Below are 11,646 nucleotides of genomic sequence, written 5' to 3'. Positions count from 1 at the left end.
GCTCCTACTGTCGGCATGCACACGCCTTCCAGCATGCGGGCAGGCGTGTACGGTCAAGCGTAAACGATCTGGCGAGAGCTCATAACCGCAGGTCCGGAACGTTACGATATTCCCAGCTAGCATTCAGGACCGAGTGGCGTTCTAATGTATGGCCATGACCGTACCTGGGATCGATCAGCCCCATCTGATCGCGTGGATGGGCCGGCACGTGCCCGACGCGGGCGAGCCTTCGGCCGTCTCGCTCATCTCGGGCGGCAGATCCAACCTGACCTATCTGGTCGAGACCCCCGAGCGCCGGCTGGTGCTGCGCCGTCCGCCGCTCGGCCACGTGCTGCCCACGGCGCACGACATGCGGCGGGAATGGCGGGTGATCTCGGCGCTGGCGCCGACGCCGGTGCCGGTCCCCGAGCCGGTGGCCTTCTGCGGTGACGAGGACGTCATCGGGGCGCCGTTCTATCTCATGGGGTATGTGCCGGGCGCCGCCGTGCGGACGCGCGAGGAGCTGGGGGAGCCCACGGCCGGCCAGACGCGGCGGTTGTCGGAGCGGCTGGCCGAGGTGCTGGCCGCCATCCACGCCGTCGACTACCGCGAGGTGGGGCTGGCGGACTTCGGGCGGCCCGAGGGATACATGGCCAGGCAGCTCGACCGGTGGTGCCAGCAGTGGGAGCGGTCGAAGACGGCCGACCTGCCGGAGTACTACCGGCTGGTGGAGCGGCTGCGGGCGCGGCTGCCCGCCGAATCGGCCGGCACGCTGGTGCACGGCGACTACCGGCTGGACAACACGCTCATCAGCCTCGGTGACCTGAGCATCGAGGCGGTCGTCGACTGGGAGATGTCGACGCTCGGGGATCCGCTGGCCGACCTGGGGCTGACGCTGACGTACTGGCACGATCGCGGGGACGAGGAGCGGGCCGGGATCCCGGTGGCGGGGGACGTGACGGTCGCTCCTGGGTTCATGAACGCGGCGGAGTTCGCGGCGCACTACGCGAAGGTGTCGGGTCGCGACATCGCGGATCTCGGGTTTTACGTCGCTTTCGGCAATTTCAAGCTCGCGGTCATCGTGGAGGGTATCCACGCCCGGTTCAAGCAGGGTAAGACCGTTGGGGAGGGATTCGAGCGCATCGGCTCCGCCGTACCCACCCTGATCTCCCGCGCCCACCGCATGCTCGACCAGCCCTGACCCCCCGAGGAGCGTCATGAGCACAGTTGCACTGATCACCGGAGCGGCCAGCGGCATCGGGGCCGCGGTGGCGCGGCGCCTGTCCACGGGCGGCGTCAGGTGCGTCCTCGTCGACCGCGACGGCGAAGGCGTCGAGCGGCTGGCCAAGGAGCTGGACGGCGCCTGGCTGGCCGCCGACGTCTCCACCGAGGAGGCGTCGCTGGAGGCCGTCGCGCTGGCCGAGCGGCGCTACGGGCGGCTCGACCTGGTCCACCTCAACGCCGGCATCTCCGGGCGGGTGGATCTGACGGACTTCGACCTGGAACGCTACCGCCAGGTGGTCGGGGTCAACATGGACGGCGTGGTCTTCGGCGTGCGCGCCAGCGTCCCGCTGCTCGTCCGCTCCGGCGGCGGGGCCATCGTGGCCACCTCGTCGCTGGCCGGGCTCGTCGCCTTCTCCGGCGACCCGGTCTACACCATGACCAAGCACGCCGTCGTGGGCCTCGTCAGGGCGCTGGTCGAGCCGCTGGCCGCCCAGAAGATCCGCATCAGCGCCGTCTGCCCCGGCTTCACCGACACGCCGCTCGTGGCCGAGGCGCGGGAGATGTTCGTCAACGCCGGGTTCCCGTTGCTCACGGCCGAGGACGTGGCCGCCGCCGTCGAGTCCGCCTTCTACGCCGAGACCGGGGGCGCGCTGCTGATCGTGCAGCCCGGCCGGCAGCCGGTGCCGTACCGGTATGCCGGAGTTCCCGGTCCCGTGGGGGGTCAGCGGCCGCCGCAGGGCGATTGACGGTGCGCTGCAAGCGGGACGATTAGCGTGATAAGGGCCGGGCGCACTCGCCTGGCCCTTCACGTTCTCCGGGGCTCGTGCGCTCGCGGGCCCTTGTAAATTCGTGACCGCCTGCCCGTTCATGAGTCTGAGGAGCCTTCAGTGATTCCGACCGACGGCCGACACGCGCGCCGACGATCGCCCTGGCCGATCGCCGTGGGAGCCGGCATTCTGGCCGTCATCCTCGTGGCGGGCATCATGATCTACGCCTCGGGCCTGACGAAGTCGCGCGCCGGGTTCAAGGGCGACGAGGTCGCCACCACCGTGCCTGCCCAGCCCGCGCCCGACCTCGCGGCGCCTCCGGTTCTCGAGAGCTGGCCGCGCTGGGGTGTCACCCACACCCAATACAGCGCGGACAACGAGCCGGAGCAGGTGATCGAGCAGGTCAGGGGCCTGCTCGGGCGGGTCCCGATGGTGCAGAACCAGCACGTCATGGGCTGGGGCGTCGGCAACCCGGAGCCCAGCCCTGGGCAGTACAACTTCCGCGATCTCGACCGGCGGCTGACGTTCATGGCGTCCTCGCGGGCGATGCCGGTGATCACGCTCTGCTGCGCGCCGGACTGGATGAAAGGCGGGCAGGCCGGGCGTACGGACTGGAGCAAGAACCACACGGTCGCCCCGGACCCCGAGCACTTCGACGACTACGCCGCGCTGGCCGCCCGGATCGCCAAGCAGTATCCGACCGTCAAGCACTACCTGGTGTGGAACGAGTTCAAGGGCTTCTGGGACGCGAACGCCAACCGGTGGGACGCGGTGGGCTACACCGAGATGTACAACAAGGTCTACACGGCGTTGAAGGCCGTGAACAAGGATATTCAGGTCGGCGGGCCGTACATGCCGATCGAGAGCGCTTCCAAGGGCGAGCTCTCGGACGTGACCGGTCCCTGGGGGACGGTCGACCAGCGGGCGCTCGCCGCGATCCAGTACTGGATCGACCACAAGAAGGGCGCCGACTTCATCGTGGTGGACGGCGCGTCCATGACGAAAGACAAGGGCAACGTCCCCGACGACTTCGCGGCGCAGCAGAAGTTCGGCGCCATCACGACGTGGCTGCGCAAGCAGAGCGACGACCTGCCGGTGTGGTGGGCCGAATGGTACGTCGAGCCGGAGAACTCCGGCTGGACCGAGCAGCGGCGTACCGCGGTGCAGGCGGTGACGCTGATGGAGTTCGCCAGGAGCGGCGTGACGACGGCCCTCTACTGGAATCCGCAGCAGAAGGACGAGGGCGACTGCCCCGGCTGCCTCTGGCCGCCGAACGTCGGCGGGGAGCTGCCGATGGCGGGCCTGCTGAGCGGTTTCACGAAATGGTTCCCCGCCGGGGTGCGGCCGGTCGAGGTGCGGTCGTCGGATCCCCAGGTGAAGGTGCTGGCGCAGGAGCGTCAGATGGTCATGGTCAACACCTCCGACCGCGACGTCACGGCGACGGTGGACGGCAAGCAGATGACCCTGGCCCCGTACGAGATCAAGTGGGCCGGCCGCGGCACCGCCTGAGGCGACCCCCGTCTCAGCGCGGGTTGCGCCAGTAGGTGAGCGAGCGCAGCAGCCACTCCACGGGCCCGTAACGATGCCGCTGGAGCCACCAGTGGCTGTAGAGGACCTGGGCGGCGAAGATGGCCAGCGCGATCAGCACCTCGGCCGGCGGGCTGACGCGGTCCACGAGCGACAGCCCGTACCCGGTGAAGATGAGCGCGCAGATGAGCGACTGGGCGAGGTAGTTGGACAGCGCCATCCGTCCCGGCGCCGCCAGCGCCCGGGCGAGCCGCGGCAGGTGCGGCAGCAGCCGCAGGAAGGTGGCCGCGTACGCCGCCGCCAGCAGCGGCGCCGTCACCAGGTCCACCGCCTCGCCCCAGAACTTGTGCACCCCGGCGCCCCACGCCGACATCGTGTAGACGAACGCGCCCGCCAGCCCGATCGTGAACCCGGCCCACTGGATCCTGCGCAGCGTGCCCGTGTACGCCCGCACGTCGCGCAGCGCGCCCAGCTTGCCGACCGCCAGCCCGATGAGGCACGCGGCCAGCACGGCGGGCCCCTGGAAGACGACGCGGGCCACGATGATCAGCGACAGCTTCCGCAGATGCTCGCCGACGATCTGCCAGACGCCCCCGCCGAGCGCTGTGCGCGACTGTGCGGCCTCCTGGGCGTTGTCGGCCAGCGTGCCGCTCATGTCGAGCCCTGAGGCCGCCAGCAGCGCCAGCAGGACGAATCCGAGGGCCAGCAGCGCGGTCAGCGCGACGGCCAGGAGCATCGCCGTCTTCGGCGTGATCCGGTGGAAGATCAGCAGGGCCACGCCCACGGCCGCGTACGTCGTCAGGATGTCCCCGGGGAACAGCAGCACGGCGTGCGCCAGCCCGAGCAGGAGCAGCCCCGCCACCCGCCGCAGGAACATCGGCACGAAGGGCCGCCCCTGCCGCGCGGCCGAGTCGAGCTGGAGCGTGAAGCTGTAGCCGAACAGGAACGAGAACAGCAGGTAGAACTTGTTCTCCGCGAACAGGGTCACGACCCAGCGCACGCCCCAGTCAAGCGAGGAGTCGAACGCGGGCTCCGCCAGCCCGGCCATCCGGAAGCCGGAGGCCAGGAAGGCGATGTTCACCAGGAGGATCCCGAGGAGCGCGAACCCGCGCAGCGCGTCGACGGACGCGATCCGCGCGGCCGCGAGTCGTACATCCGACATAGCGGGAGATGTCTCCTGTGCCCTCACCAGGGACATCATTGCGCATAGCCTGTGGGTTTCCTGTGAATTTAGTTATTTTGTGCGATATAGATGAACCGCTCGACGATCACGGCCAGCGCCACCACGAACGCCGGGCACGCCAGATACAGCAGACGCCGGCGCGCCTTCCTGGCCCGGTTCGGACCGTTCAGCCGGATGATCTCGTAGGAGAAGAGCGCGGCCCAGGTCACCCCCAGCGCCCCGATCCCGACCGGCGTCCACGGCGAGGTGGGATCGCCCCGGCCCTTGTACGGCATCGGCTCGGGGACCTCGGTGCCCCTGACGAACGTCTTCCACGTGTAGAGCGCCGCGTCCTCGTTGGAGAACACCCGTTTCAGGTCGGGTGAGGCGTCCAGCGCCGCGCGGTATCTCTCGCCCCAGTCCTCCGCATAACCCTCGTTGAGCTGCAGATAGCTCACCTGCGCGCGGCTCACGATCAGGTACGAGTTGCGCGGCTGCTCCTTCAGCGCCTGGACCGAGGCCGCGATCTGCGTCGGGTCCTTGTACACCTGGGCCTGCACGTTGAAGTTGACCAGCTCGATGTCCCGCTCGCCCCAGGGCAGGGTCGGCGTGACCTCCTGGCCCACCTTGGGCACCAGATAGAGCACCTTCGCGCTGGGCTTGTCGTGCTGGTAGATGTAGTCGAGGGCCGCCACCTCGCCCGTGGTGACCCGCTCGAACTTCTCGTTGCCGTACCTCGCCAGCAGGAACGCCATCGCGAACAACACCGCGAAGCACGCGGCGAGCACGAGCGAGATCTTCTTGGTCAGCTCGGGGTTGAAGCGCACGTTCCGCTTGCGCAGCGGCACGGTCTCCTCGCGGACGTCCGCGCTGTCGGAGGGCAGGTTGGGGAAGAACGCGTACGCGGCGAGCAGACAGGCGCCCGGCAGCGCGAACATGTAGATCCGCAGCCCGATCTCGCCGCCGTAGTTCTGCAGCCCCAGCGCCAGCACCGGCATGCAGAGCAGGATCAGCGCCGACCGGTCGAACACCCCGCGCCGCAACCGCCGGAACAACCCCGTCGCCGCCAGGCTGAGGATCACCGCGAGGATGCCGAGCCGCGCCTGCAGCACCATCGCGTGCGCGGGGTCGCTGCCCTCGATCCGGTCGCCGGTGTTGCTGCGCAGGTTCTGCAGGAAGTTGCCCAGGCCGCCGAAGATCGTGTCGATCTGGCTCGACCAGAAGCCCACCGTCATGTAGCTGATCCAGGCCAGCACCACCAGCCCGAGGAAGAACGGCAGCGCCCAGGTCAGCGTGGTGCGCTTGAAGATCAGGAACGCGGTGATCACGCCGAGCATCATGAACGGCGTGATCTGGTGCGAGGCCACCGACGCGAGGAACAGCGCCAGCAACATCATCAGCATGAGCAGCTTGTCGGCCCGGAACGTCCCGGTGTTGGCGAGCTCGCCCGGCGTCATCGCGTCGAGCCGGCCGATCAGCTTGCGCAGCCCCTTGGCCGGGATCGGTTTGGTGCGCTGCTCGACGCGGCCGAACCAGCGCAACAAGATCGCCACGAACGCCAGATACAGGGCGAAGGTGAAGCCCTGCGGGGAGAAGTAGTCCTGCCCGATCCACTGCACCAGCACGAACAGCAGCGCCGCGAACCACCGCGCCCGCGTGGTGGCCACGACCTGGCGCAGGATCAGCACGAACGGAAGCAGGTAGAGCAGGTTCGACAGGAGCGGCGTCCACTGCAGGATCGTCGTCATGTCGGTGATGCCGGCGGCCCTCGTCACGAACGCGAACAGCGCGAAGTAGCCCGGCCAGCCCATGCGGGCGTCGATGCTGATGGCCGACTCGCCGGTCCTGCTGATGAACTCCACGAAACCGGCATGGATGTAGGCCGTCGGGAAGCGCGGCTCCGCCGCCACCAGCGCGCCCGCGCCGTGCAGGGCGAACGTGATGGCGGCGATCTGGAACAGGAGCAGGAACTTGCGGTCGGTGCTCTGGGCGACCGTGACGAAGAACGACGCGAGCATGATCAGGATGGCGATGAACGCCGTGGCCGGAAGCGCCGAGATCAGGCCCAGGCCGTCGATCTTCGTCGGGTCCACGCCGCGCAGGGGGCCGGGGGCGACCTTGAGGGCGAGGATGTACATGCCCAGGCCCTCAAGGACCAGCAGCACGGGCAGCCACGTGGGCGCACTCGCGATCAGCCGCCCGAGCCGCCCACCGGCGGCCCGCTGCTTGCCGGGCGCCTGCTGGGGTGCAGGCTGGGGCGTCTGCTGTGGCGTCTGCTGGGGTGTCGTGTGCGGCGCCGGCTGCTGCTGCGTGGCCGGTTGAGGTGCCCGCTGGGGTGCTTGCTGCGGCGGGGCGCTCCCGGGAGGGCCGCCCGGCTGCGGCGCCGGTGTCGTCGCTGGCCCGGCCGGAGCCCGCAACGCCGCACTCACCCGCTGAGGCGAAGCCCCAGCAGAACTCACCGGCGCTGTCCCCGCAGCGGACGTGTCCTTGACAGGCGCCGCGGCCGCCGGCTTGGAGGCCGGTTTGGGCGGTATCAGACCCGGTTTGGTGTCAGCCTCCTCTGACGGAGCCGCACCCTTCTCGGCCGCATCAGCGGGCGCACCGGCAGCGGGCGCACCGGCAGCGGGCGCACCGCCAGCGGGCGCCTCGGGGGACCGCTGCACAGCCATGGTCACGGTCCCGGCGGCGTCGGCGGCCTCATCCACCGTGGGCGGATGCCCGATGTGCAAAGGCGCCGGCAACCGAAGGGCCGTGGTCCTGTCGGCCTCCACCTCGGCAAGCTCCGAAGCGCCGGCCGAGCCCCGCTCCGACCCACTCGCCGACCCACTCACGGGGCCGCTCACGGGGCCACGCTCCGAGTCACTCGCAGGGCCGCTCGCTGAGCCGTCTTCAGAAGCACGCTCAGGGCTGCTTCCTGGGCCGCCCTCCGAGGCGCTCTCCGAGCCACGCTCCGAGGCGCCCGCTGCGGAGTCCTCGGCTGAAGAGTCCTTGGACGAGCCCTCAGAAGCGAACGTCAGCTTCGGGATGATCCCGGTAGCCTCCGGATCGAAGGGCACGTCTGACTCCTCCTTGTCCGCATGCGCGTCCGAGGACCCGGTGATCCCCGCTGCGCTGCCATCGCCGTCCCGTTGCCTCACGTTGACCATCATGCGGCCCCGGACGACCCCTGGGTGACGGCCGGCTTCCCGCTTTCGTCGTATCTGAGAATTTTACGTAGATTTCCAAAGATCAAGATTGCAACAAGGATCTCGCTGAGAAGCAGCCCGTACCCGACCGCGTTCACGTTGGCGACCGGGAACAGCGCCACGGTCGACACGAGCACCAGCACGGCCAGCCCGATCTGGACCATGGCCAGCTTCCGCGCCTGGCTCTGCGCCCGCAGCGCGCTCAGATAGACCTCGATCAGCACGCGGGGCAGCACGGCCACCGCCATCAGCCGCAACAACAGTGTGCCCTCGTCGGCGAACTCCGAGCCGAAGATGGTCAGGATCAGCGGCGCGCCCAGGACCACCACCGCGATGATCGGGGTGACGATCATGAAGGCCCGCCGCAGCGCGTGGCGGCAGTTCTCGGCCAGGCGCCCGCGGTCGAAGGAGCCCTCGACGGTCAGCGAGACCGCCATGTTCATGGCGAGCAGCTCGATCATGCTGGCCAGCGTGTGCGCCATGGAGAAGCGCCCGAACGTGGCCTCGCCGACCTGGGTCGCCACCACCACGGGCACGAGGTAGACGATCGCCAGGATCGACAACGTCCCGGGGAAGTCCCCGGCGAGGAACCTGCCGATCTCCCGCAGCCGGGGCGGCTGCGTGACGGCGTCGGACTGCTTGACGTGCCTGGGCACCACCAGGCCGAAGATCACCCAGTTGACGGGGATCAGCGCGAGCGCCGTCGGGATGACCCACGAGACGAAGATCCCGCCGGTGGGCAGGGCCCCGGCCAGCGCGACCAGCAGCCCCATCTTGACCAGGCCGAAGATCAGGTTGTTCAGGGGCACGAAGGTGGCCCTGCGCAGGCCGGTCAGCACCACGTCCTGCAGCGTGAAGACGGCCCACACCACCACGGAGGCCAGGAAGAACAGCCCGGGGCCGAATCCGGCGAGCACCGAGTACGTCTTGCCCCACATCGGCAGCGTGAGCAGGAACCCGATGGCGGCGACCCCGCCCGTGGCGGCGGCCAGGCCGTACGCGCGCAGGACGAGGTCGGTGGTGCGGCGGCCCGCCACCGGCAGGAACCGGGCCAGCGCGCCCACGAAGCCGAGCGCGGTCAGCGACGCGAACAGCCGCATGGCCGTGATGACCGCCTGCCCGCGCCCGAACTCCTCCGGCGTGTAGTAGTGGGCGGCCAGCAGCCAGTAGCCCATGCCGAGGACACCGGTGATGACGGTGTTCGTCATGAGCGCGTAGCCCTGGCGGAAGAGCGGGTTACGCAGGTCGCGGAGCACCCTCTCCCAGAGGCTAGACATTTCCGCGCACCCGCCGCAGCCCGTACCTCGTCCGCCGCACGACCGCGTACCCCTTGGTGAGGACGCGCTCGCGCAGGTAGATGAGGGGTATGGCGTTGCCTTCCACGGCGCGTTTGAACATGCTGATGGTCGCGCCCTTGCCGACCGTCAGCCGGGGGATGGCGAGCATGTCGTGCCGGTCCGCGGCGATGGCGTTGCTCACGGCGCACGCGGCGAAATATCCGGCTTTGCGGACTTCTCTGCGCACACGGGCGCTGGAGTAGCCATAGGGGTAGGCCATGGTGGCGACCGGCGCGCCGATCTTCTCCTCCAGCAGCCCCTTGTTCTTGCGCAGCTCCTGCCGCAGCTCGTCCTCGCGGAGCTGGTCGAGCTGGGGATGGCTGTGGCTGTGGCCGCCGATCTCGATGCCGGTCTGCGCGGCCTCGCGGGCCTGGCCCCAGGACAGCATGTCGTCCAGCGGCCGGCCCGCGGCCTCCTTGCCCGCGTCCGACACCCAGCCACTGGTCAGGAAGACCGTGGCCGGGAAGTTGTAGCGCTCCAGAAGCGGCAGCGCCTGGCCGTGGAAGTCGGCGTAACCGTCGTCGAACGTCAGCACGATCGGCTTGTCGGGCATCGGGCGGCCGTTGTTGTTGTTCAGCGAGGCCACCAGGTCGCCCAGCGTGAGCGGGGTGAAGCCGCTCTCCGACAGGTAGGCGAGCTGCTCGGCCAGGTCGGTGGGCCGGACCGAGTGCGGCTTGGTGTCGTCGTTGGGGCTGTCGGTGACGGAGTGGTACATCAGGATCGGTACCCGGATCATGATCGCGCCCCCTTCAGCCGGACGGAACCGACGACGTACCCCCAGGTCGTCCAGGCCAGCCCGATCACGATCGCGGCCGCCCTGCCGAGCCCGCCGAGGTCGCCGCGGAAGGTCTCCCCGACCCCGCGCAGCGCCCCGAGCGGCAGCGTCTTGATGGCGTGCGCGCGCTCGCTGGCGAGCCCGTCCTGGGTGCCGACCTCCTGCGTCACCAGGGCCTTCGACAGCCCTTCCGCGTAGCACCTGGATCTGAAGTAGGCGAACCGCTCGCGCTGTCTGGACACCTTGTGCCCGATCAGCGCCCGCGGCTCGAACAACATCACCGAGCCCGGCCTGCGCTGGCTCAGCCTGATGCAGAACTCCGTCTCCTCGCACCCGAGCGGGCGCGACTTGCGGCCCTGCACGCTGCGCCCGATGCCGCTGTGAAAGCCGCCGACCTCGGACACGACCTCGCGCAGGAAGGCGGCGTTGCCGCCCATCACGTTGCGGATCGGTGCCCTGACCGCGGGCATGCCGCGGTAGGTGCAGCCGACCGTCCAGTCGAACTCGTACGGGAACCACCGCGGCCGTCTCCCCGACGCCCACAGCGGCTCCGTGCGACCCCCCACGCCCACCACGCCGGGTTCCTGGAAGCCCTCCTCCAAAGCCTCCAGCCACCCGCGATCGGCGACCGCGTCGTCGTCGAGAAACGCGACGATCTCACCGTGGGCCGTGGCCACACCGGTGTTCTTGCCCCCGGACAACCCCTGCTCGTGCGTGTTCTCCACCACGATGGCCCGTGGATATTCGCGCTTGAGCTTCAGGTGCAGGTCGGGGTTGTGATCGACAACCAGGATCAGCTCGTGTGCCGGGCGGGTCTGGCTCTCGACCGACTCGACTGCCTGCCTGATGTCCTCCCACCGGTCCTCGGTGTAGACGCAGATGACAACAGACGTGTTCACAACGGTCCTTCTTAAGCGACGCCTCGGTCAACGGCAGGGGTGGCGGTGGGCTCAGGCTGCGGAGAAGTGGGCTGGCGACGCCACTCCCTCAGAATCGTCCTGAGCACACGGAAACCATCCCGTACGGCGTGCAGGTTGCTTTCGCCGTGAATGCGGGTGCGTTCGTGACTCGGCACTTCGTGCACTTTCAACCCGGCTTTGGCGGCGCGGACGTTCATCAGCGTCTCCACCTCGAAGCCGTCGCAATCGAGGTCGAGCACGTCGAGGTGACGGGCCCAGAAGGCGTTGTAGCCGTAGCACAGGTCGGTGTATCTGGTGCTGTACATGACATTGACGATCCCGGTGAGGACCTTGTTGCCAAGCTTGCGGTTCAGCGTCAGGTCGTCGCTGCCGCCGCCGGGGGCGTAGCGCGAGCCCTTGACGAAGTCGGCGCCCGTCACCAGCGCACCGACGAACGAGATGATCTCGCGGCCGTCGGTCGAGCCGTCGGCGTCGATCATCACGATGATGTCGCTGGTGCACGCGGCGAACCCGGCAGCCAGGGCGTCGCCCTTGCCCTTGCCGGTCTGCATCACGATCTTCACGTTCGGCCGCAGCCGTCTGGCCACGGCCACCGTCTCGTCCACGGAATTGCCGTCGACGAGCACGATCTCATCGACCCACTGCGGGATCGTGGCGAAGACGTGCGGCAGGTTCTGGGCTTCGTTCATCGCCGGCACGACGACGCTCACCGTTGGGGAGATGGCCAGGTGAGGCGTGACGGGCGTGAAGCTCGTGGGCGGCGGCATGGA

9 protein-coding genes are annotated in these 11,646 nt (G+C 69.2%); 3 read left to right on the top strand and 6 right to left on the bottom strand.

Annotation, left to right across the window (positions count from 1 at the left end; genetic code table 11):
- Positions 1-154 precede the first annotated feature (154 nt).
- The 3 genes from ACWD0F_RS21660 to ACWD0F_RS21650 all read left to right on the top strand — a co-directional run bounded on the left by ACWD0F_RS21660 (position 155) and on the right by ACWD0F_RS21650 (position 3,479).
- Positions 155-1,180 carry a phosphotransferase family protein gene (locus ACWD0F_RS21660; RefSeq protein ID WP_449878071.1) on the top strand — a complete coding sequence of 342 codons (1,026 nt, stop codon included), beginning with the start codon at positions 155-157 and terminating at the stop codon, positions 1,178-1,180.
- A gap of 16 nt (positions 1,181-1,196) precedes the next feature.
- Positions 1,197-1,949 (top strand): SDR family oxidoreductase, encoded by a 753-nt coding sequence (locus ACWD0F_RS21655; RefSeq protein ID WP_449878069.1) that lies wholly within the window; start codon positions 1,197-1,199, stop codon positions 1,947-1,949.
- Between the two features lie 141 nt (positions 1,950-2,090).
- A complete protein-coding gene (locus tag ACWD0F_RS21650) occupies positions 2,091-3,479 on the top strand; it encodes a GH39 family glycosyl hydrolase (RefSeq protein WP_449878067.1) in 1,389 nt (462 codons plus the stop codon).
- 13 nt (positions 3,480-3,492) lie between these two features.
- Here the strand turns inward: ACWD0F_RS21650 and ACWD0F_RS21645 are convergent, their stop codons facing one another.
- The 6 genes from ACWD0F_RS21645 to ACWD0F_RS21620 form a co-directional block, all read right to left on the bottom strand.
- Entirely contained in the window at positions 3,493-4,659 is a 1,167-nt protein-coding gene (locus ACWD0F_RS21645) for a DUF418 domain-containing protein (RefSeq protein WP_449878066.1), read from the bottom strand.
- Between the two features lie 68 nt (positions 4,660-4,727).
- Positions 4,728-7,088, bottom strand: coding sequence for a hypothetical protein (locus tag ACWD0F_RS21640; protein ID WP_449878065.1), 2,361 nt, complete (start codon positions 7,086-7,088; stop codon positions 4,728-4,730).
- A 716-nt stretch (positions 7,089-7,804) separates the two neighbouring features.
- The gene (locus ACWD0F_RS21635) at positions 7,805-9,121 is read right to left on the bottom strand and encodes a lipopolysaccharide biosynthesis protein (RefSeq protein WP_449878064.1); all 1,317 of its coding nucleotides are present in this window, start codon (positions 9,119-9,121) and stop codon (positions 7,805-7,807) included.
- Positions 9,114-9,917, bottom strand: coding sequence for a polysaccharide deacetylase family protein (locus tag ACWD0F_RS21630; RefSeq protein WP_449878063.1), 804 nt, complete (start codon positions 9,915-9,917; stop codon positions 9,114-9,116). The genes ACWD0F_RS21635 and ACWD0F_RS21630 overlap by 8 nt, the downstream gene beginning before the upstream one ends.
- Positions 9,914-10,855, bottom strand: coding sequence for a glycosyltransferase family 2 protein (locus ACWD0F_RS21625; protein ID WP_449878062.1), 942 nt, complete (start codon positions 10,853-10,855; stop codon positions 9,914-9,916). The genes ACWD0F_RS21630 and ACWD0F_RS21625 overlap by 4 nt, the downstream gene beginning before the upstream one ends.
- 11 nt (positions 10,856-10,866) lie before the next feature.
- Entirely contained in the window at positions 10,867-11,586 is a 720-nt protein-coding gene (locus ACWD0F_RS21620; RefSeq protein ID WP_449878061.1) for a glycosyltransferase family 2 protein, read from the bottom strand.
- Positions 11,587-11,646 lie beyond the last annotated feature (60 nt).

The sequence above is a fragment of the Nonomuraea sp. NPDC002799 genome (assembly GCF_053592075.1).
Note: the sequence above shows the minus strand (reverse complement) of the source record. Positions and strands in the feature narration are given on the sequence as shown.

What these genes read in the sequence shown, in the direction of transcription:
- ACWD0F_RS21630 (WP_449878063.1), bottom strand. Translation starts at nt 9,917, where the DNA reads ATGATCCGGGTACCGATCCTGATGTACCACTCCGTCACCGACAGCCCC.
- ACWD0F_RS21645 (WP_449878066.1), bottom strand. Translation starts at nt 4,659, where the DNA reads ATGTCGGATGTACGACTCGCGGCCGCGCGGATCGCGTCCGTCGACGCG.
- ACWD0F_RS21655 (WP_449878069.1), top strand. Translation starts at nt 1,197, where the DNA reads ATGAGCACAGTTGCACTGATCACCGGAGCGGCCAGCGGCATCGGGGCC.
- ACWD0F_RS21660 (WP_449878071.1), top strand. Translation starts at nt 155, where the DNA reads ATGACCGTACCTGGGATCGATCAGCCCCATCTGATCGCGTGGATGGGC.
- ACWD0F_RS21635 (WP_449878064.1), bottom strand. Translation starts at nt 9,121, where the DNA reads ATGTCTAGCCTCTGGGAGAGGGTGCTCCGCGACCTGCGTAACCCGCTC.